The sequence below is a fragment of the Streptomyces sp. NPDC050211 genome, from assembly GCF_040656035.1.
In the GTDB taxonomy this organism is placed as follows: Bacteria; Actinomycetota; Actinomycetes; order Streptomycetales; family Streptomycetaceae; genus Streptomyces.
This window is the reverse complement of sequence record NZ_JBFALC010000031.1, coordinates 90,522-110,565: the sequence shown is the minus strand read 5'-3', so window position 1 is coordinate 110,565 and position 20,044 is coordinate 90,522. Positions and strand designations below refer to the sequence as shown.

Sequence of the window (20,044 nt, the reverse complement as noted above, 5' to 3'; positions counted from 1 at the left end):
GCATTGATCACTCGCCGAGGTTGACGTATCTCCCTTCTGTCATCCGCTCATGCGGAGAGGCTTTGCAGGTCGCACCAGTGGTGGTGGGTCTTGCCTGCGTCGATGCCGGCCCAGATCGCGGCCATGTGGTGCCTCCGTACGGTGTGCTGCTGGTTCCACCCGACGGACGACCTCGCTGTCGATTCCCTACGGAGCGATCATTCGCAATTCCTAATTGGCAGCCGAGTCGTCGTGGGGCATCGGGCGGCCAATCGATGGAAGCCACAAGCGGCAGAAGATTGAAAGCCACACCCGACGCCCCTGGGTGGGCCAACCATACGAAGGGCTCGCCCGGTCCCGTAGAACAACGTAGGGAAGTTTGACCATCAGCCGAGGTAGTTCGCGCACCCCTCGTCGTCGAGCTCGAAGGCACCCTCAGGGATGATGCAGAACTCATTGCCCTCGGGGTCCGCCATCACCAGGAACCCGCCGTCGACGTACTGCTCCAGCCTGCGCCCGCCGAGCATCTCGACCCGTTGCTGCTCGGCGGCGGGATCAGGAGAGGTGATGTCGAAGTGCATCCGGTTCTTGCCCGACTTGGGTTCGACGGTCTGCTGAAAGCCCAGACCCAGGCCGTCATCCCGCCGCAGCCAGACGTATGGGCCCATACGGCCCACGACCGGCCTACCGAGCAGTTCGGACCAGAAGATAGCAAGCCGCTCGGGGTCTGCGGCATCGACGATGAGGGCATTGATCTGCATAGGTGAGTCCGCCATGCCCCGATCCTCTCAAGCAGGCCCAGAGCCGCTCAGCATCGACTGTGACCAGCGGAAATCAAACTTCGATGACACGAGCTGCCCTGTGGTCAAACTTCGGTGGCATCTGCTCAATGCGCGATGGCACAGGACAACAGCGAGTCACATCGCCAAGTAATTGAACACCTACTAGATTCGAATGTATGAGCGAATGGCGTGATGCGGAAGTGGCCCCCGTGCCGGTGCCGGACAAGGTGCCGGGTCGGCGTGCGACAGTGACCGACCGCACGGGGCTCTTCATCGAGCTGCAATGGGACGGCCAGCGTGAACGGACGGGGCTCCTGGAGGTCCGCGACCTCGCGGACGGCCGACGTGCCGTGCTCACCATCGTGAACGCGCATCATCACCCTCCGGTGCCTTCGCGCAGGATTCGCATGGTGTGGGTCTACTGGGACCCCGAGAACATGCAGCTCATCAACCGGTGGCACGGGGCCGCGCTCGCGACGGCGGAGGCCGAGTGGCATGAGGGTGACACCCATCGGATCCGGGCTGGCGAGATGAGTGACTGCTTCAAAGGCGACTGGACGACATTCCGGCCGCGCCGCGGCATCGAGGTGCGCGCCGGGGGCCGCTGGCGCCGGGCCGAGCTGTGGTGCCGCTTCAACGGGCCGACCAAGGACCGGGCAGTGATGGACGCATGGGTCCCGTTCTATGAGCCGGAGTGGGGGGCGGCGGTCACATATCGGCGGATGTACCGCTGGGACCCACACGCGATCCGACTGTCCCATGGCAGGCAAGGTGGAGCGCGTTCCACCGATGTCTGAGCGGCCCTGAGCTCGACCACATCGCGGAGGGGCATTGCCGAACTAACATCGAACACATGAGCGAGCTGCCTCCGGATCCTGCGCGTCTCCACGCGATCCTGGCGCACCTCGATAAGCAGCTCGCCGACAACGAGACCGTCGGCATCTACCTCCGCCTCCAGCGCGACGCAGTACGAGCCGCGCTCGCCCGTGCCGATGATCCGCCTCCGAGGCGGCCGCGCCGCCTGCCGAAGGGCGGGGCGGGCCTTGGCCCCATGGCCCAGATGCAGCCGCGCCCGCAGTTCGTCGTCCAGCAGAAGCGCACGCCCCGCGGTCCCGAGCCCGCGATCATCCATGTCGGCGACTGCACGATGATCGAGGGCACACCTCATCGGATCACTGAGCACGACGCGCGTGTCTCTCTCATGGACCCGAACATCGAGGCGTGCGCCTTCTGCCGCCCGGACACCGAGCTCGGGATCATGGAATGAAGTGGGCCACCCGAGTTATCCACAGGCATACAAACGGGCTTGTGGATTGTCATACGGTCCTGCCCCAGCTGATCAGGAGCAAGGGGGGCACGATGCCGTACAGGGTGGATCTAGCGTCCCAGGTAGAGGAGGCGTTGGTCGAACTCCCCGAGAGGGGGCGCAGTGAGGTGATGGAGCTGATCGCGACCGCCCTTGTCAGACGGGAATCGTGGCCTGCCCCCGGCGGCTGGGACGCGGCCACGCTGTTCGGCCCACGCTCGTGGATCACCTTCGCCGCCTACCTGGACGGCATCGACCTTCTGGACGTTGGCTGGACGGGATGATCTTGCGAGGTGCGCGGTGCTGTGCTGATGCAGGTCGTCGACGGGTGCGGCGGCGGAGGCCGGCGGCGACGCCGAGAATCCGTCGGTCCAGGAAGGGGCAACAAGCAGCCTCTGGCGGGTCCTCCTCGGAGGGGGTGGGGGCTGGTTGGTTGGGTGTGGGTGCGTTGTGGTGCGGGTGAGGGCGGGGTTCCCTCCTCGGTCGGACACCCCAGGGGGCGTACCAGGAACCCGGACGCGGCGTCCAGGCCGGGCCGCTGCGCGGTCGCTGCGCGAGCCAGGACACCGCGTCCGGAACCCTGGTACGGCGGAGCTGTCCGACCGAGGAGGGAACCCCGCCCAGGCCCGTTGTGGCCGGGCCCGGCCGGGCGGGTGCGGACCGGTGGCACGGCAAAAGAGCAGGTCAGAGCGTGCATCCGGGTTGACTCAACCCCTAGAACATGGTTTAATTAGTTGTGTCGGAAGGGGAGGGCAACCCCCGACCGGCACCGGCAGGCCGACCGGCCGCCGACAACCTCTCTCACCAGGAGACAAGCGATGAATATGCCTCTGACCGTCGCGGAGCTGGCCCACCCGATCGCCCTCGAACTCGGCGGGAACTGGCGACCGCAGCCCGCACGCCACGGCGTCAAGGAACTGGACCACGCCGCCACCTTCACCCACCTGGACGGCCGACAGCTCCACCTCTCCGAGCGGTTTGACGACCCCGGTTACCTGCACATCCGAGGCGCTTTCCCTGCCACCGACTACCCGTTCCGCAGGGGCGAGCGCGACACCGTCCGAGTCGCCATGAACGAGGACCCGGCAGACATCGCGGCCCGGATCGCCGCCGACCTCATCCCCGTGCACCGTGACGTTCACGAGCGGGTGAAGGAGCACAACCGCGCACAGGCCGAGATGCGCCGGGACGTCGAGGAAGCCGCACGCGACCTCTCCGAGCGACTTCCCGGCGCGCGAACCCGAATCGACGGCACAACTGCCTTTGTCTACATGAACCTTGAACCGGGAGAAGTCCGTATCGGGCTCGACGGCGATGCGGTGAGCCTCGTACTCAACGATGTGCCCCGGACTATCGCCGACGCCGTTGTATTCGCGGTAAGTCGATTCCTGCCCCACGTCCAGACCCCCGAGGGGGAGCGCGGCGAATACGTCGACGGATACGCCCTCTAACCTCCCCCACGAATCCCGGCGGCGCGCTCCCGTAGCGCGCCGCCCCCACAGGAGAAGGCCCTGTGATGAGCGCCGACATATTCATCATCGAACCGCAATGGATCGTCCAGGCCCCGCACCTCCGGTGCACCCTCAAACGCGCCCTTGCGCTCCAGGCCGCACGGAATGTGTGGTCCGGTACCGAGCACATCAACAACGCCGTAGCGATGGCCTACGGCGATCAACTCCCGGACTCCGGCCGATGGGAGCTGACCCGTTCTCAACTCCGCACGCTCAAAATCGCCATTGAGTGGCGCAGGGCCAGGCGCGCGGCCAGCGACAAGAAGACCGCCCCCGATATCCTCGAACGCTGGACGGAAATAGAGGACGAGGTCATAGCCGCATACCGGGCTGTGAGCAACGAAGCAGGGTTGTACCGGATTTAAGGGGTTGCCGATCACCCAAAAACATGGTTTAATTAATGGTGTCGGAAGGGGGAGGGCACCCCCCCGACCGACACCCCCCGAGGGCCAGTCGGCCCCGGACGCCGATCTCTCACCAGGAGGACCGCGACATGCCCCGTAAGCCGAAGATGACCGATGAAGAGCGCCGGGCCTACTCCGCCAAGATGCGCGGCGAACTCGAAGCCGTCATGGACCGCGCGTACGGCGCGATGGTCGGCAGCGAAGACTTCTGGGCCGCCGTCATGCGCACGGCCGCAAACCTGACCCACCCGGACCGCGACGACCGCAGCCCCACCAACTGCATCGCCATCGCCGCCCAGTGCCCGAACGCCACCCACGTACTCAGCTCCGGAGACTGGCGAAAGGCTGGACGCTTCCCGGTCAAGGGGTCCACCTCCCTCCGCATCTGGACGCCGATCAAGCGCCGGACCGAGGATGCCCAGGAGGCCACGGCCGCAGCCACCGACGGCGGGCAGCGAGAGACCACCGGCGAGGCCGCCGAGAGCCAGGGGCGCAAGGTCTCCGGCTTCAAGGCCGGGCCGGTCTTCGACATCAGCCAGACCGACGGCGACGCCTACGAGCCGCCCGCCGCCGCCCTGCTCGCCCCCGAGATCATCCGGGATGCACTGGTGAACCAGTACCGCGACCAGTACCACGAGGACCCCGAGCAGGCCGGGGGGTTCGACTTCACCCGGGAAGCCCCCGACAACGCCGTCCGCATCCTGCTGTACGGCCACGCGTGGCGACGTATCACCGAGGCGGACGCCCCCCTTCCCGGCCAGCACGCCGCCGAAGTCGCCTCAGCCGCCCACGTCGCCGCGCTCATCCTCGGAATCACTCCGGGCCCCGCCGTCATGCCCCCGCTCGCGGGCATCATCACCCAGGACAAGAAGCCCCCGATTCACGAGTCCGCCGTCCGGGTCATCGAGACCGGCCGCGCCATCGCCCGCGCCGTCATCACGGCCGCCGAACGCCGCCGCGAACTTGCCGTGAGCGGTTGACCCAGAGCCAAGAACATGGTTTAATTAATGGTATCGGAAGGGGGAGGGCAACCCCCCGACCGACACCGTCGCCGGGGCCGACCGGTCCCGGCGGAATCTCTCACCAGACAGGACACGACATGCTCACCACCGACCAGAAGCCCACCGTCCAGGACTTCCCCGCCGCGACGCTCGTGATCGCCGGACCCTGGCACCGGGGCTACCAGCTCGACACCCGCCCCGCCGTCGTCGTCGGCCCGTTCGGCGGACCGGAGTTCGCGGACGAGGCCACCATGGCGGTCGTCTGGTACTTCACTCTCGGTGCCCCCGAGCCCGGCGACAGCGTTCAGGCGATGTTCCCGCACGAGCTGACGCCGCTTGACGACACGCTGACCACGATGAACCAGGACGTTTTCCGCGACATCGTGTGCGGTCTGCGCCGGGGCCGGTTCGCCTACGACGACGGGGACGCACTCCGCGCCGCCGTCCGCCAGGCATGGCGCGCGCGGACCGGACTGGCCGACGCCGACCCGGCCGCGCGGCACACGCTCCACCGCAGCTGACACCAGGCCCCGCCGGTCCGGGGGAGGGCAACACCTCCGGACCGGCAGGCCCCAGCACCCCAGCGGACACCCCTTCGGGGCGGCAGGACAGGTCCGGTGCGTTCACCGCCGCCGGCCGACTCCGCCGCAGGCGGCTCCGCCGACCGACGACGGGCACCGGACCGCAGCGGACGCGCCCCGCGGGGGCGCGACAGCCCCTGTCGTCGCGCAGGCGCGACGACCCGCGAGCCGATCGTCCCTCACGGCCCGCGCCGGTGGTGCAGCGCCGCTGCCAACGCACGGTCCGCCCTACGGCCGGACCACAAACTCTCACCAGAAAAGACCAGTTCAGTGACTATCGAGATCACCCACACCCGCCGAGAAGGAACCCTGATCGAGGGCACCAGCCGGGGAGATGGATCAGCCGAGATCCTGCGGCTCCGCGAGTACGGCCGCACCCAGCGCCAGCCCTTCCGCTGGAGCAGGAACCTTGACTGCTGGTACCTCCCGCACAGCCGTGACCACGCCACCTACACCCCGTCGCTCGAACTCCTCGCCCAGCGACTCCGAGACGCAGGCTTCGAGGTCACACTGACCATCGACAACGCCGACCGTCGATCGTTCTCCGAGGCCGAGCAGGACCGGGAAGAGAAGGCCGAAGGCCGGGCGGAGAGGTTCGGCGGGTACGCCGACACCGCCGCCCGGAACTCCGAGGCCGCGTGGAAGTCGAGCCACGAGATATCCGAGCGGTTTGCCTTCGGTCAGCCCATCCTCATCGGCCACCACTCCGAGGGACGCGCCCGCCGTGATCACGCGCGGATGGACGACGCGATGCGCAAGAGCATCGGTGAGCGCGACCGTGCCGAGCACTGGACCGGCCGGGCGCAGGCTGCCGCGAACTACGAGCGGTTCAGAAAGGACCCCGGCCGCACGCTCCGCCGTCTCGACAAGCTGCGGGCCGACCTCCGTGCGGTCGAGAAGTGGCAGCGCGGCGAGTCCGCCAAGGGATACTCCCGCAACCCCGACGACCCTGAGCTGACGATCCGGCACGAGGAACTGACCGAGGAGATCGAGCACTGGCAGCAGGTCATCAAGGACGCAGAGGCCAAGGGCTTCAACGTCTGGTCGAAGGCCGACTTCACCCGCGGTGACTTCGTTCTCTACCGCGGTACCTGGTACGAGGTCCTGCGGGTCAACCCGAAGTCGGTGACCATCCCGCACATTCACAACGGGGTCGGTCAGCGCGTCGTCCGCGCCACGGACAACCATCACGACGGCTGGACCTGGACCGCCCCCTACGACGACGTTTCCGGACGCAAAAGCGCCGACGAGATGCAGCCACCCCAGGCCGAGGCCGCCGAGCAGCAGGAGCAGGCCGAGCAGTCCACGCCGAGCAAGGAGCCAGTACCGGCGGAGAAGCCGACCCCCGTGGCGGCCCCCGGCGCAGGTACGAACTGGCAGGACGGCATGGCGCTGGTGCTGATCGCCTCGAAGAACTCCCGCCGCTCCCGCAAGCGCGCCTTGTGGGCGACGACCCGCCGCGAGGCACAAGCCGTGTGCGGCGACCCCCGCACCTCCGGCCGCTCCTACATGCTCACCTGGACCGACCGGCCCGGCACCGAAGGCGCCGACTGGGAATGGGTGCCGGACAACGGGAGCTTGGACCCGGTCCTCGAAGACCTGGGCATCACCCCGCGCCGCGAATGGACCGCCAACCCCCAGGCCCCCGCCGAGGCCGCGTAACCACACCCCCGCCCGCCCCGGCGGCCGAGCGCGCCGGGCGGGCCCCTCTCTCACCAGAACAGGGCACCACCATGACCACTCAACTCCTCGAACGACCCACGACCGTCCCCGACCCCGGAGCGGGCGGGCTCATCGTCCCCGCGACCGAGGGCACCACCACCGTCCCGAAGTACCGCGTCGGTTCCCCCGACATCCAGTGCCGTTACCCCGTGATCGTGGGCGAAGACCAGGTCATCGGCCGCGCCTACAGGTGGCACCGTGACTGGCTTGTCCTCACCACCGCGGGCGAACGCAACCTTCGTCGCCCGCCGAAGGGGACACCCGGCACCGAGATGGCCGCCGCCCATCTCGCGCAGGAATACGCCGCCGGTCGGATCGGCGCCGTCCCCCTGGACCAGGTGCTCGCCGAGGCCCCCGCCCCGCTGTGCGGGCCGGTGCCTCTCCTGCACCCGCGGATGCCGGTCAACGATCGCAACATCGAGGGCGCGCAGATCGCGTTCGCGGGGCTCCGGGCCCACCACTGGCGGGCAGTCCTCACCGGGTTCCCCGGCAGCGATAACCACTGGTACCTCAGCTGCGAATTGTGTGACTGGGAAGGCCCGAAGTTCTGGAGCCACCTGCGCGGGCGCAACGGAGAGCCGCCGAGCCCACGCCGTCACAAGGGCGGGTGCATCGGAGAGGACAAGGTCCGCCGGTTGATCCCCGCCTACCAGTAGCAGCCCCACCGGGGGCGGCGGCACCGCGCCGCCGCCCCCGCCCTCCCGAAGGACACCGCCGTGCCGACCCGCTACACCCCCGAAAGCATCGTCATCGCGGACACCCCGGCCGCGATCCTGGAATGGGCCGCCTGCCACATCGAACACGTCGGCATCCACCAGGGCCCCCACCTCTTCGCCGGTCCTGGCCGTACGGCCACGCTGGCGTGCTGGCCGCGCGGCGCTCTCGAAGTCGCCGCCGGCCACGGACGGGGAGCCGCTGGCCGGACGTACGACTGGGACCGCATCAATCATGCCCGCGACCAGGCATTCGCCATCCTCGCGGAAACCCTCACCGGTCACCCCGTCGACACCGACGACCCCGCCGCCAAGGCCCTGCACCGCGAGGTCATCGACCGATGGAGCGCCGAGCTCGGCCGCACCGCCGCCGACGCCGCCCACGCGTTCCGCACCGCCGCCGCCCGCGCCGAACACGCCCTGTTCTGACACCCGACGCCCGCCAGCAACCCGAGTCATCGAAGGCCAGCACGATGGACGAGACGACAGACAACCGCAGCACCACCAGGACGCCGAGCCGCCGAGGAGCCGCCACCCCCAGCCGAGACGGCGTCCACCGGCTCAGCGTCCCCCTCCACCCCCGGCTCAGCGCGACCGAGCTGATCCGCGTACTCCTCGCGGCCCCGGGGGAAGCCGACCTCACCGCCCTCGACCCGGTACGGGTCCGGTCGCTCATCGCCGACGTGCTCACCCAGCACGGCTATGACGTGCTCGACCGATCGCCGTACTACCCGGAACTCGACCGCCACCAGGACGCCCGCCGCGCGGTACGCCGCGCGTACGGGCCGCGGTTCCTCGACGCCCCCGACGAACAGGCCGTGCTCGCTGACCCGCTCCGCGAAGTCCTTGCCGCCGGAAGGGGGAAGTCGTGACCACCACCGTCGCCGAGCCGACTCGAGCGCGGGCACGGCAGACGTACTACTGGCGAGTGCGCAACGGGCGGACGCACCACCCACCCGAGAGCGCCGGTCAGGCGTGGCACATCCAGCCCGGACACCCCGGCGGCGCGTACTGCGACCTCGGCCAAGAGCTGGACCCGCCCGTACACCACACCCCGACCCTGCTCTCCCGCAGCCGGCCGACCGGCCGCCGGAGGGACGAGCAGGAGTTCCGCGGCGGGTGTCTCGCGTGCGAGTGGGAAGGCCCCGTGCACTCCGGCGACGGGTTCGGGGACGGTGACAACGAGGCGGTGGAGGACGCGCACGACCACGCATTCCCCGGCTGGCGCACGCTGCCGTCCCTCATCAAGGTCCAGGACCGGTGGGAACTACCACGCGATCAACGGCGCTGGGCTCAGCTGATCTCTCTCTACCCGGCGGGGTGGATGGACCAGGGTGCCCCGCTCCTAGCCTGGAGCCGCTACAGGGGCGAAGCCCATGCCCCACCACACAGGGGGCGGCCCCGCTACGAACTCCGCATCGACCGGCCGCCGAGAAACCGGACCAAGCGTGGGACAGCTCAGGGGGCCCTCTTCTGACGAACACCGTTCTTCGAACCAGGGCCCCACCTCTGTCCCGGCAAAGGTGGTTTAATTACTTCGCCGTCAGCGGAGTGGGCAACCTCCGATCGGCAAGGCGTCGCAACCGACGCCGCACTACTCAGACAACAAGCGACGGCCAGCGCACAAGGGCAACAAGGCGCTGGCCGTCAGTGTTCTCTCACCAGAAAGAACCTCACCATGCTATGCGACCGACACCCTGACTGTCCCCAGCCCGGCGACATCGCCCAGCTCAAGAGGGGTAACAGCATCAGCGCCGAGCACACCGACAGCTTCGTCATCGTCGAGGACTTCCCCCCGACCGGCCAGCTCCTCGTGCTTAACCTCCCCGTCGGCCACCCCGGTCGTGCCGACTGGGCCGCCGCGGTCCCCCTCAGCGAGATAGCCACGCTGACCCGGCTCGAACCGAGTGGTAGCCGTACGTGGGCGCCGGCCCCGAGGCCGGATGACACCGAATGATGACGCCAAGGGGGCGTGACCCCCGACCAGGAACAGGAGATGACCGTGCCCCGCAAGACTGGCCGCACGCTCTGCTCGCGTGCGGACCTGCGCAAGGTCCACAACATCAGTGAGCCCACGCTTCAGAACCTCTGGGCCGACCGCGAGAACAACGGCCACCCGTCTGTCGCGGAGATGATCGACGGCGTCATGCATTGGGATGGCGACGTCTGGGCGAAGTGGCACCACGAGCTTCAACGCCAACGGGCCGCGGCGAACACAACCAACCCGCCGAAGCTCGACGGTGACCCCGAAGAGATGGTTGGCCCGGCCGAGGCGGCGAAGGTCTGCGGGTTCGCGAACTCCGCCACCGTCTCCCACTACGTAAACAACCCGCCGGAAGGATGGCCCGACCCCGACGACTGGGATGAGCTTCCGACCCGTCGGCGCCCGAAGTGGAAGCGCTGGAGGCTGTGGCAGTACGTCGCGGATCGGAAAGGCCGCGGCCACGCCGGCGGACGCCCAACGGGCCGCCGCGGACTGGCCTACCCATACCAGGGCGACGAACGCCTTGCCCTCGCCCGCCGAGTCCTCGCCGAGAATCCCACCGCGACGAACGCGGAACTGATCCCCGGGCTCCAGACCCAGACGGAGAAGGTGTACTCCCGCCCCACCTGGAATCTGATCCTCAAGTCCGCCCGAGAACACCCCGAGGACTGACATGACCGCCGACTCCTCCCGCTGCCCGCGCTGTGCCGGGCCCCTCGGCGAACCTTCCGCGCGTTCGCGGCTCACTGCTGAGCGCGACGTCTTCATCTGCATACCCTGCGGAACAGACGAGGCCGTCCGTGACGCCGCTGGACAGCCACCCGTGCCGTTTGGTGAATGGCCCCTGCGGGGCTGATGACGGCGCCGCCGTGACACACGAAGCGGGTGGGGCAGGCCCAACGGCCTCCCCCACCCGCTTGCGCAGTTCGGTAACGCGCCCTACCGGAAGAGCAACGCGAGTACTCCGACGGAAAGGGTCATCGTGGCGACGAAGGAGCCACCCGCAGCGGTCAACGCGACCACGAAGTCCTCCTGCATGGCGTAGAAGAGGAACGCGGTCGCAAAGGCGACCACAAGGGAGAAGAGCACAGCAATTACGATGAGCAGCAGCCGGGTCCTGAAGTTCGGCAGCATGCGGATCTCTACCCAATCCGGCTTGCGGTGGTCGCGCCCGTGGCAAGGCAGCCTCAGCCCGACCACCTGACGAAAGTGGCCACTAGCTGAGGACCTGCCGACGTTTCAGATCCGCGCGGAGCCGACCCGCATCTACCGGCTGCCCCCAAGTGGGATTGAACTGATCCACGCGCTGTTGAGGGTTTCGAGTGTGTTCCGTTCTCCCAGCACGCCGACCCTGGGACAACGAAGACCTTAGACCGGCATTCCCGCGCCCGCCGTCAGCCTCATGCTCGTCTTGCTTGAGCCCGTCTATCGTGGCACGGCCGAACCGGCACATGAGGGCCATCTGGCGAAGTCATGCGGATCAGCTGCGATCGAAGGGGGGAACGCGACCGTCCTTCACGCCGCGATGTCGATCTTGTCGTGGCAGGCCGTCCGCAGCATGGTCAGCTTTGCGAACGCCTCTTTGTGCGACCGGGAATCTGGGTCGGCGATGGCTTCCGCCACAGCGGCTTCCAGCGACCGACGCTCTTCGTTGGGAATCACGAAGGTCCCGGAGAGATGAAAGCCGGTCTCGATCTTGCTGCGCAGGGTCAACTCCAATGCGTCCCAGGCGTCTTCAGCCGCCTCCTGAAGTCGACTCATTTCCGCGGCACCGCCACGCGCCAGCCTCTCCAGGCACCGGGCCATCTGCCGCGCGTCGCCCGCCAGGCGCGTCGCGAGCCGGCGCCCTCGGGAGAACACCTTCAGCGAAGCGGTGCACAGCGCGACGATGAGCCCCAGAGACGTGCCGACGACCACCGGTTCGAAGCGTTGAGGGACCGGCAGGCCGCGGGTGAGGCACAGAGCAATGCCAGCCGTGCCGCAGGCCATCGAGAACACCTGGAGTACCACTGCCCAAGTAAGGCGTCCTGCCAGCCGTTCGTAGGCGAAGCCCGTCGGCTCTGGCACACCGCAGAACACGTGGAAGATCCACACACCCATAAGGGCCAGACCTGCCGGTACGGGGTCGGCGGGCAGTCCGTCGGCAGCCAGGAGCACAACTCCGCCGAGCAGGAGCACATGCAGGACCATCGGCACGAAGGTGATCACGCGGTGCCAGATCTCGGACCGAGCCACGAACCACGGCTTCGCTACGGCGTAGGCGCTCCCCATCAGCAGTCCGGACGGGATGATCAGGGCACTCGCGTCGTAGATGCGGGCTGTTGCCGTGAGGACGACTCCCGCGGTCACGCAGGCCGTTCCGATCCACAGGCGTGGGCGCAGACGGTGGGCCAGAGTCGGGGCGGATGTGGAACCAGCGGTCACGGAAGAGCCTCCTCGGAACGTCGATCGACGTTCCGAGGAAAGCACCAGCCACTGACATGTCGGCTGCCGGCGTGAACGTCAGTCGTCCCGCTACGGCAAGGCGACCGCTCCTGTGCCCATACCGGCCGCGTCCGGGGCGGGAATCACGCATCCTCCCCAGCGGACTGGGCAGGCAGCACCACGCTGTCGGCGGGGCGGAAGACGGCCAGGCACACCCCACACAGCAGCGGCCCTTGTTCGTAGAAGTGCGGGGTAACCTGCTGGCGCCGGGGAACGGGGGTGCACTCGCAGACGATTGCGAAGCGGGAGCCGGAGCGTCCGCCGCGTGGCGGTGCGACGGCCTGCACGGTGGCCTGGAGCTGGACGGTGGCCGCGCCGTCGAGGGCGGCGATCACCTCAGCCCACTTCCGTGCTTCGCTGTCGGATAGGGGGCAGCGGCCCATGCCGATGACACGGGCCGCCCGTGGGGGCGGGACCAGGCCGACCTCGCGTGCAAGATTCCCGTACTTCTTGTTGTGCCAGCGCCGGTCACCGCCGCTGACGTCGGCGATGCCGCGAGTCAGAGCCAGACCGTGCGCGGCGTGGTGCAGCAGCCCCTCCATCATCGGACGGCCGCCGAGAGTGAGGGTGGCGGAGGAGACCTGAAGCTCCATGGTCAGGTGCCCGTCGCGTACGAAGCGTCGTCCGGTGCGCAGCGCCGTGCACTTGGTGGGGTCCTGGGCGCTAGCGGTGGGAGGGGTCGTGACGGAGATGTCCGGGACGCTGTCGAAGCGGCGCCGGATCTCGCGCCACGCGGTCTCGATCGCGCTGATGATGACCGCGCCGTGGACGACGGACGCGGCCGGGGACTGCGGTGGACCGGCCGGGATGGTGGGGGTGTCGGCGAAGAGGGTCAGGTCGCTCACGAGATGCTGCCTTCGAGCTGGGAGGGAACGTGGGAGGTCAAACCCCGAGAACAGCACGAGACCATCGCGGCCCTGCTTGGCGTCTCGGTGGGCACCCTCTCGTCACAGACGGCAGTCTGGCCTCAAGTAACCAACGTTTCCCGAGGATCGGCCGGACACCCCTCGAAGGGGGCCTCAGAGTCTTCAACAACTCCGACTCTGACAACCCCAGCACCTACTGAGTCTGGGTGTGTCATGGGCGGACGGGCAGTGGGCGCGGATTGAGCCATTGCTCCCGGACCGGTCGCCGAAGCGATGGACGCACCCTTCCGGGCTGCCAGTGGGCCCAGCGGAGCCATCGGCTGAGGCTGGCGGAGGCGGGCGGGCACACGCTGGCGGCTACGCCCGCGAACGATCACGATCAGCCAGCTCGCAACGTAGAGGGCCAGCAGGACCGCTGGGAGCGCCTCCCTCCCCGGCCACCACTGCACCGACGGCAGCGCCGGGATACTGCGCGGGTCGTCCGCGGGCGTCGTGCGTTGGAGCGCACTGCCGACCGCGAAACTGAGCGAGGTCAGGACGCCCACGATCACGGGAGCGATGGCAGCACGGAGCAGGACCAGGGCGCGCGTGCAGTGCCGGGCAACCGTGCCGGGATGCCTGTCTATCAAGACGGCGGCCTCGGCCCGGGTGTAGCCCAGGCCATGGGTCGCCCACACCGCGGTGCGCTGCGGGGCCGACAGGACCTGAGTCGCCCGGTAGACCGCGTCCCGGTTGTCTACCAGCGCGCTGAAGTCGGCGACTTCCGAGGCCGGGCAGCACAGCGGATCGGCTGCCCGCTTCTCGTCCAGGCGGTTGTGCTCCCCAAGGCGCGTCGCCAGGTGCACGACCTCAGTACGGATCAGCTTGTGAAGGTAGGGGCGCGGTTTCCGTACAGCGCCCGGGTCCCGCAGTGCCGTGGCGAAGGCGCTGCTGACGATGTCGTCAGCGTCCGCCACCGACTCTGGCACCCCCGCGTCAGCAAGAAGCCTTCTGGCCTTACCCGTAAACTCGCCCCGGTACTCCACAAACACCCGCGCCAGCGAATCGGCGGTCACCGCCTCCGGCTGAGTCACCGCATCCTGCCCTTCCCCTGCTTCGCCTGCTTCCCCTCGCCGGACGGCGCGCGCCTCGGATGATCGCCGCCGCGCTCGGCGCGGATGATCTCTGCCTTGCCTCGCGCCCGGATCCGGTACGCCACGCTGTTCAAGAGCTTTTTCAAACTCGGGACCAATAGCAGGATCACCAACGCCACGATGCCAACGACCTCCACGGCCCAACCTCCCGTTCAGTGTGCGGCCGTTGAGGGCTCAGGTACACGAGCGGCGGCCGTTCTCTTTGAAGGGCCGCGAGGGCGCCGTTCTGATGACACCGGCCCCAAGATTCTTTTCGGGGCCGGCGCGTACACCGAACCCATGCACGACTGGGCATGAGGAAACACGGCAGCACCGACCTGATGGTGGCTAAGCGGAACCTACGTCGTGAGACACCACGTCGGCGGCAGACGACATGACAGAGCTGTAAGAGGCAAGCCGATAACAGCGAAAACCTGACAGCCAGAGGTTCTCTGTAATTGTCCGGTGCGGCTGGCGGCTGCACCCGTCGGCGGTCGTGACCAGCGAGGTGAAAAGTCCCCCGCACCATCGGCGCCGCGGTTGTGTTGTGTAGTTCTACCTTGCATTTTCGGCGAGCGGGCCGATCTCGCGCGCTACTTCGGCATCAACGGCGTGGCTCACGACGAGGTGTGCTTCGAGTCGCCGTCCGGCGACGTCGCGGCGGCCGACTGGGCCCGCTGTGCCCAGCCGGTGCGCGCTGACCGCCCCGACGGATTCTTCGCAGCAGAGGACTGCACACGAGAGGCCGCCTGCGGGGTCATCGCAGTGCGTCGGCTGCTCGACCGCCCACCGTTCTTGCTGCTACTCGACTTGCTCATCACGATCACCTCACATAGCCATCATCCGGCCGACCGTGACCCCTTGCATTCCGACTTCGCCGACGCTCAGTGCAAGATCCAACTGGCCTGTACAGCCTCAGATGCACGGTCGCGGCTGACCTGTGCAAGGTCAGCCGCGACCGGACAGTAATCCGGAACGGAACCCGCAAGTTCCAGCCGATCTTGAATCTTGAGGACCAAGGTATCGTCACTCCGTGACGATACAATCAGCCAAGATGACCGGATCTGACTGAACGGAAGCAGGGGGTGAGCGGGCCGGTGGGGTGGACGACCATGATCGGCCCGTCCGACGAGCAGGTTGAGTACCGCCTTACCGGCGGTCACGGCTGCGGGAAGTCCACCACGGTCGACGCTGCCCCTCTCGTCGCCGCCATCGAGGCCAAGGCCGAAGCGGCCGGTGCCCCCGTCGCGTCCCTGCTCGGCTCCCGCGAGGCCAAGCGCGCCTTCTTCCGCGCCCGCGGGCTCATCCGCAGCAAGGGCACGGCGCGGTTCACAGGGTACGACGCCGTCGAAGTCGCTGCCGCAGCCGGACTCGAAGCCTGCGACCTCTACGGCGAACAGGCCCTTCCTCCAAGGGCCGCCGACGGACAGGTGGACTACCACCTGGACGCCAGCGAACGCCCCCTGCTGTGGATCGGCAACGGCCTCACCGAGTTCGACATCACCCCCGGCAGCGTCCTCGCCCCCGAGCACTTCCAGGCCGCCCGCCGCCTCATGCACGGCGAGGACCCCCGGACCGGGCAGACCCTCGTAGAACCCAAGCTCGCCATCGCGCCGACCGCCAAGCTCCCCGCCGCCCCGCTGGCTCGCGCCATCCGCCGTGCCGCCGCCGAACGCAGCGTGAACCCCCTGACGCTGCTGGACTCCAAGCGCAAGCAGGACGCCTTCCGCAGGATGGAGAACCAGCTCAAGCGGTTCGGTGAATCGCACCGCATCCCCGCCTCCACCCTGCTCAAACTCGCCGACGCCGTCGGCATCGACGCCGTCGACCTGTACGGCGAAGACACATTGGAGAAGGCCGTGGCCGCCGAGACGGGTGGCCACCTCGACGCCCGCGCACTCCTGCGCGCCGTCGAGGCGCGCGCTACCGAGATCGGACAGCAGCCCGCCGACCTGTTCACCGCTGCGTCCATGAAGCGCCGGTACATCCAGACCGCGGGCGAGGGCGAACGACGGCTTCGGGATCTGCCCATGGACGTCCGTGCAGCCGTCGCCATGGCCAAGGCGGCAGGACTCGCGCTCGAGGACGTGTGGGACGCCGAGGAGATCAAAGCCGCCCTCCTCGAAGGCCGCGTGCAGGTCGGCAACTTCGGCGCCGACGTCACCTTGGACCTCGCGAAGTCGAAGAGCGCGTTCCTCGCCTACGCCCCGGAAGAGATCGCCGCCCAGGTGGAGGGCATCTATACCTCCGCCGGCCGCGAGTCCATCAGCGCCCTGGAGCACTGGACCGCGTACGCCATGCGCGGCCACCACGGCGACGGCGACGAGGCCGAGACCGTGAAGACGAGCGGGTTCTCCGGCTGGATGATGGTGCACCGCGCCGCCAGGCCCGTGGACGGCGCCCCGTACGGCGACCCCCACTTCCACCTGCACTTCACCCTGGCCAACATGGTCAAGGGCACCGACGGCAAGTGGTCCACCATGGCCAGCGGGGGCCGCGACCTCCACCGGCACACCCGCGCCACACAGTCCCTCATGAACGCCCGTATCCGCAGGGAGCTGACCGACACCTTCGGCATCAGCTTCCGCCGCGAGGAGCGGACCGGCGCGTGGGAGATCGCGGCGATTCCCGAGGGCACGATCCGCCTGTTCAGCAAGCGTGACAGCCAGGTCCGGGACCTGCTGACGAAGCTGGGCATCGACTACGACAGCGCCACGACCCGCGAGCGCACCGCCGCCTCCACCGCGTCCAAGGCCGCGAAGAACGTCGAAGCCGCCGGAGTCGGGGACGACGTTCTTCGCGCCTACTGGCAGGCCGAAGGCCGCGCTGCCGGTGACGATCCCGAGGCCATCGCAGCCAGCGCGATGGAGCAGGACCGAGCGGATCAGAACCCTGGTCTGGACGAGCTGTGCGCCCAGGTCTTCGACCCGAAGACCGGCTTGACCAGCCACTCCAAGGAGTTCACCCACGCCGCCGCCATCGCCGCTGTGCTGGATGCCCTTCCGTACGGAGTCGCGAACGCCGAGGAGGCCGAACAGCTCACCACTTCCGTCCTCCGCCACGCCGGTTACGCGGTTCAGCTGAACCCGAAGGGCGCCCAGCACTTCACGCACGCCGACCGGTACACGACGGCGGACATCGTGGCCGCGGAAACGCTGATCGTCGCCGAGGCCACGAACCGGCTCAACAAGCAGGCCGCCGTCGTCAGCCGCGACACGGTCGACATGACCCTGTCCACCGTCGAGGCCCAGCACGGCGGCAGCTTCGCGTTCTCCGACGAACAGCGCGCCGTCCTCGAACGACTGCTCACGGCCGGGCACGGGATCGACTCGGTGGAGGGCATCGCCGGATCGGGCAAGACCACGATCATGGACACCGCCCGGCAGGCATGGGGGGCCCACGGTCTTGTCATTGCCGGCGCGAGCACGGCCGCCGTCGCCGCCGCGAACCTGAAGGCGGAGGCGGGCATCGAGTCCCGCACCCTCGCGTCCTGGCTCACCGGCATCCGAAACGGCGGCCCCGGCCTCACGGGCGTTGACGTGCTGGTCGTGGACGAAGCCGCCATGTGCGATGACCGCGACATCGCCGAACTCCTCACCCACGCTGCGGAAACCGGAACGAAGGTCGTCGGCATCGGTGACCCCAAGCAGTTGCACTCGCCCGGCATCGGCGGGTCCTTCGCCGCCGTGCACCACATCGTTGGCGGACTCAGCCTCAGCGAGAACTTCCGGCAGAAGGACTTGGTCGAGCGCCGGGCACTGGAACTGTGGCGCGACGACAGCCGCGTGGAAGCGCTCCGTACCTTCGCCGGAACCGGCCGCGTACACGCCCTCGCGGACAAGGACGCCACCCTCGCCGCGATGCTCACCGTCTGGGCCGACAAGCGCGCCGAGTACACCGACGACCACACCGCCGTACAGCAGCTCCTCATGCTGGCCGCCACCAACGAGATCGTGGAGGAACTGAACGTCGGGGCCCGCGCCCTGCGGATGGCGAGCGGTAACTTCACCGGCCCGGAACACGTCTACGCTCTCCCCGGCGGTGGCGAACTGACGCTGTCCGTCGGGGACCAGGTCCTCCTTCGGACCAACGACTACCGGGGCAAGCGAAGCCGCGGTGAGAACGAGGATGTACTGAACGGTTACCGCGGAATCGTTCGCGCCGTCGATGAGGAGCGCCAGGTCCTTGTCGAGTGGCGTGAGAAGACCGCCGACGGCCACCGAGACGTAGCCGAATGGGTCGACGCCGACTACATCGCGCAAGGAGGACTCAGCCTCGGGTACGCGATCACCGGCCACAAATCCCAGGGCCTGAGCGTCCAAGAGGCCCTGGTCTACGGCCCCGGCGCGCAGGCGAATGCGCTCTACACGATGATGAGCCGGGACAAGAAGGAGTCCCACCTATTCCTGCCGCTGTCCGTCTACGAATCCGACGCCGACCGCGCCCGTGGAGGCGACGCCCTCACCGAGCAGGAACAGCTTGACCGCGCTGTCGCGGGCCTCATCCGCGAGATCGAGAGCGGCACCGAGGAACGCATGATCCTCACCGAACTCCCGAAGAACGTGGTCCCCGCCCACATCCGGCAGGCGGTAGCCGATCTACCGACCCCGCACGCTCCCGGAACCGGTGGCCCTTACGAGGCGGAAGGCCCCGAGGACGCGCCGGAGCCCGACGAACGGCACACCCCGAGTACCACCGAGCGGCCCACGACGCCGGCCTCAGCACCGGATACCGCGCCGACGGCTGACCGTCCGTACGCACATCTCAGCAACGCGACCCTTCGCGACGCTGCGCGCAAGGCGGCCACGGCCGCGCGCGCCACCAGGACGGCGGCCGAGAAGGCGGAGACGGTAGCCGACCGCGCCGAACAACAAGTCGCCGCCGGAACCGGCCCGAACGTCCTCGCGCTCGACCGTCGCCAGCAGGACATTGCCCACCGCGCTGCCGCGATCTGTGAAGTTCAAGCGCTGAGGGGGGTTGTCGCCGAACGGACCGCTGATCTACGCGGCGTCGAGGAACGTGTTGAAAGGCTCCAACAACAGCTGACCGCCACCGGTCGATTCGGGCGACCAGTGTTGCGCGGGGATGCCAGGAGCACAGTCGAAGCCGACCGTGGCGAACTTGTCCATGGGTACGAACAGGCCGTGCGTGAGCTGGAGCAGTTGAATGGGAGACTCCGCGAGGCGCCCGCGTCCGCAGGTCCCGCCGATGAGTTCGACGCCGTGCTCATCGAGGCGAACATGTCCGAGCCAGACAAGCTCGCACTCCGGCGACGAGCCCAGGAGAAGGACAACCAAAGCGCCAAGCGCCTCCGAGCGGATGCAGTCACGGCGCGGAGCACCTCTCGCGGTGCTGAACACCGAGCGTCCGGTCTCCAAGAGGAGATCACGCATCGGACTCAAGATGGACGGCGGAGGGCCGATGCTGGAAAGCCCTCGACGCCCTGCGCCGCGAAGCCGGAATCGCCCTACGCCAGCCGCACTACGGCGGAGTTCTCGCATCCCGATCAGCCTCCGGAGGCTGCCCCGGACACGCCAACGATGTAGAAGACAGCCTGGCGAGGCTTCCCCGGATGACGCGTCGACTGGTCCGCAAGGCA

21 protein-coding genes are annotated in these 20,044 nt (G+C 68.4%); 15 read left to right on the top strand and 6 right to left on the bottom strand.

From position 1 onward, the window contains the following. Positions 1 to 365 precede the first annotated feature (365 nt). Positions 366 to 755, bottom strand: a complete 390-nt coding sequence (locus AB0I98_RS27880) for a VOC family protein (protein WP_362946522.1) — start codon at positions 753 to 755, stop codon at positions 366 to 368. Between the two features lie 215 nt (positions 756 to 970). Here AB0I98_RS27880 and AB0I98_RS27875 point away from each other — a divergent pair, with 215 nt between their 5' ends. The 14 genes from AB0I98_RS27875 (at position 971) to AB0I98_RS27810 (ending at position 10,655) form a co-directional block, all read left to right on the top strand. Beyond that, complete coding sequence (locus tag AB0I98_RS27875; RefSeq protein WP_362946520.1) at positions 971 to 1,558, top strand: hypothetical protein; 588 nt, start codon at positions 971 to 973, stop codon at positions 1,556 to 1,558. 56 nt (positions 1,559 to 1,614) lie between these two features. Beyond that, positions 1,615 to 2,028, top strand: a complete 414-nt coding sequence (locus AB0I98_RS27870) for a DUF6233 domain-containing protein (RefSeq protein ID WP_362946517.1) — start codon at positions 1,615 to 1,617, stop codon at positions 2,026 to 2,028. 92 nt (positions 2,029 to 2,120) lie between these two features. Continuing rightward, positions 2,121 to 2,351: a hypothetical protein gene (locus tag AB0I98_RS27865; RefSeq protein ID WP_362946515.1), complete on the top strand. Its 231-nt coding sequence runs from the start codon at positions 2,121 to 2,123 to the stop codon at positions 2,349 to 2,351. Between the two features lie 534 nt (positions 2,352 to 2,885). Beyond that, positions 2,886 to 3,518 (top strand): hypothetical protein, encoded by a 633-nt coding sequence (locus AB0I98_RS27860; protein WP_362946512.1) that lies wholly within the window; start codon positions 2,886 to 2,888, stop codon positions 3,516 to 3,518. Positions 3,519 to 3,583: 65 nt separating this feature from the next. Continuing rightward, positions 3,584 to 3,943, top strand: coding sequence for a hypothetical protein (locus tag AB0I98_RS27855; RefSeq protein ID WP_362946509.1), 360 nt, complete (start codon positions 3,584 to 3,586; stop codon positions 3,941 to 3,943). 128 nt (positions 3,944 to 4,071) lie between these two features. Continuing rightward, positions 4,072 to 4,962: a hypothetical protein gene (locus tag AB0I98_RS27850; protein ID WP_362946507.1), complete on the top strand. Its 891-nt coding sequence runs from the start codon at positions 4,072 to 4,074 to the stop codon at positions 4,960 to 4,962. A gap of 119 nt (positions 4,963 to 5,081) precedes the next feature. Continuing rightward, a complete protein-coding gene (locus AB0I98_RS27845; RefSeq protein ID WP_362946504.1) occupies positions 5,082 to 5,504 on the top strand; it encodes a DUF6409 family protein in 423 nt (140 codons plus the stop codon). A 330-nt stretch (positions 5,505 to 5,834) separates the two neighbouring features. Continuing rightward, positions 5,835 to 7,226, top strand: a complete 1,392-nt coding sequence (locus tag AB0I98_RS27840) for a DUF3560 domain-containing protein (protein ID WP_362946502.1) — start codon at positions 5,835 to 5,837, stop codon at positions 7,224 to 7,226. 71 nt (positions 7,227 to 7,297) lie between these two features. Next, complete coding sequence (locus AB0I98_RS27835; RefSeq protein ID WP_362946499.1) at positions 7,298 to 7,942, top strand: hypothetical protein; 645 nt, start codon at positions 7,298 to 7,300, stop codon at positions 7,940 to 7,942. 60 nt (positions 7,943 to 8,002) lie between these two features. Further along, a complete protein-coding gene (locus AB0I98_RS27830) occupies positions 8,003 to 8,428 on the top strand; it encodes a DUF6197 family protein (protein ID WP_362946496.1) in 426 nt (141 codons plus the stop codon). A 44-nt stretch (positions 8,429 to 8,472) separates the two neighbouring features. After that, the gene (locus tag AB0I98_RS27825; protein ID WP_362946494.1) at positions 8,473 to 8,871 is read left to right on the top strand and encodes a DUF6181 family protein; all 399 of its coding nucleotides are present in this window, start codon (positions 8,473 to 8,475) and stop codon (positions 8,869 to 8,871) included. Continuing rightward, positions 8,868 to 9,476, top strand: a complete 609-nt coding sequence (locus AB0I98_RS27820) for a DUF6349 family protein (protein WP_362946492.1) — start codon at positions 8,868 to 8,870, stop codon at positions 9,474 to 9,476. Before AB0I98_RS27825 ends, AB0I98_RS27820 begins: the two co-directional genes overlap by 4 nt. Positions 9,477 to 9,677: 201 nt before the next feature. Next, positions 9,678 to 9,956 (top strand): DUF6211 family protein, encoded by a 279-nt coding sequence (locus AB0I98_RS27815; protein ID WP_362946489.1) that lies wholly within the window; start codon positions 9,678 to 9,680, stop codon positions 9,954 to 9,956. Positions 9,957 to 9,995: 39 nt separating this feature from the next. Continuing rightward, positions 9,996 to 10,655 (top strand): hypothetical protein, encoded by a 660-nt coding sequence (locus AB0I98_RS27810; RefSeq protein WP_362946531.1) that lies wholly within the window; start codon positions 9,996 to 9,998, stop codon positions 10,653 to 10,655. A gap of 267 nt (positions 10,656 to 10,922) precedes the next feature. On the opposite strand, the gene AB0I98_RS27805 is transcribed toward AB0I98_RS27810, so the two are convergent. The 5 genes from AB0I98_RS27805 to AB0I98_RS27785 all read right to left on the bottom strand — a co-directional run bounded on the left by AB0I98_RS27805 (position 10,923) and on the right by AB0I98_RS27785 (position 14,603). Continuing rightward, positions 10,923 to 11,117 (bottom strand): hypothetical protein, encoded by a 195-nt coding sequence (locus AB0I98_RS27805; RefSeq protein ID WP_362946486.1) that lies wholly within the window; start codon positions 11,115 to 11,117, stop codon positions 10,923 to 10,925. 381 nt (positions 11,118 to 11,498) lie between these two features. Beyond that, positions 11,499 to 12,191 carry a hypothetical protein gene (locus AB0I98_RS27800; protein WP_362946484.1) on the bottom strand — a complete coding sequence of 231 codons (693 nt, stop codon included), beginning with the start codon at positions 12,189 to 12,191 and terminating at the stop codon, positions 11,499 to 11,501. A gap of 359 nt (positions 12,192 to 12,550) precedes the next feature. Next, on the bottom strand, positions 12,551 to 13,312 hold the full coding sequence (locus AB0I98_RS27795) for a hypothetical protein (protein WP_362946481.1): 762 nt from the start codon (positions 13,310 to 13,312) through the stop codon (positions 12,551 to 12,553). Positions 13,313 to 13,434: 122 nt separating this feature from the next. Further along, a complete protein-coding gene (locus AB0I98_RS27790) occupies positions 13,435 to 14,406 on the bottom strand; it encodes an RNA polymerase sigma factor (protein WP_362946478.1) in 972 nt (323 codons plus the stop codon). Continuing rightward, complete coding sequence (locus AB0I98_RS27785; RefSeq protein ID WP_362946476.1) at positions 14,403 to 14,603, bottom strand: hypothetical protein; 201 nt, start codon at positions 14,601 to 14,603, stop codon at positions 14,403 to 14,405. The genes AB0I98_RS27790 and AB0I98_RS27785 overlap by 4 nt, the downstream gene beginning before the upstream one ends. A 954-nt stretch (positions 14,604 to 15,557) precedes the next feature. Here AB0I98_RS27785 and mobF point away from each other — a divergent pair. Then, complete coding sequence (gene mobF, locus AB0I98_RS27780) at positions 15,558 to 19,991, top strand: MobF family relaxase (protein WP_362946474.1); 4,434 nt, start codon at positions 15,558 to 15,560, stop codon at positions 19,989 to 19,991. The last annotated feature ends 53 nt before the right edge of the window (positions 19,992 to 20,044 follow it).

What these genes read in the sequence shown, in the direction of transcription:
- AB0I98_RS27825 (WP_362946494.1), top strand. Translation starts at nt 8,473, where the DNA reads ATGGACGAGACGACAGACAACCGCAGCACCACCAGGACGCCGAGCCGC.
- AB0I98_RS27880 (WP_362946522.1), bottom strand. Translation starts at nt 755, where the DNA reads ATGGCGGACTCACCTATGCAGATCAATGCCCTCATCGTCGATGCCGCA.
- AB0I98_RS27845 (WP_362946504.1), top strand. Translation starts at nt 5,082, where the DNA reads ATGCTCACCACCGACCAGAAGCCCACCGTCCAGGACTTCCCCGCCGCG.
- AB0I98_RS27865 (WP_362946515.1), top strand. Translation starts at nt 2,121, where the DNA reads ATGCCGTACAGGGTGGATCTAGCGTCCCAGGTAGAGGAGGCGTTGGTC.
- AB0I98_RS27855 (WP_362946509.1), top strand. Translation starts at nt 3,584, where the DNA reads ATGAGCGCCGACATATTCATCATCGAACCGCAATGGATCGTCCAGGCC.
- AB0I98_RS27850 (WP_362946507.1), top strand. Translation starts at nt 4,072, where the DNA reads ATGCCCCGTAAGCCGAAGATGACCGATGAAGAGCGCCGGGCCTACTCC.
- AB0I98_RS27810 (WP_362946531.1), top strand. Translation starts at nt 9,996, where the DNA reads ATGACCGTGCCCCGCAAGACTGGCCGCACGCTCTGCTCGCGTGCGGAC.
- AB0I98_RS27860 (WP_362946512.1), top strand. Translation starts at nt 2,886, where the DNA reads ATGAATATGCCTCTGACCGTCGCGGAGCTGGCCCACCCGATCGCCCTC.
- AB0I98_RS27805 (WP_362946486.1), bottom strand. Translation starts at nt 11,117, where the DNA reads ATGCTGCCGAACTTCAGGACCCGGCTGCTGCTCATCGTAATTGCTGTG.
- AB0I98_RS27870 (WP_362946517.1), top strand. Translation starts at nt 1,615, where the DNA reads ATGAGCGAGCTGCCTCCGGATCCTGCGCGTCTCCACGCGATCCTGGCG.
- mobF (WP_362946474.1), top strand. Translation starts at nt 15,558, where the DNA reads ATGATCGGCCCGTCCGACGAGCAGGTTGAGTACCGCCTTACCGGCGGT.
- AB0I98_RS27835 (WP_362946499.1), top strand. Translation starts at nt 7,298, where the DNA reads ATGACCACTCAACTCCTCGAACGACCCACGACCGTCCCCGACCCCGGA.
- AB0I98_RS27815 (WP_362946489.1), top strand. Translation starts at nt 9,678, where the DNA reads ATGCTATGCGACCGACACCCTGACTGTCCCCAGCCCGGCGACATCGCC.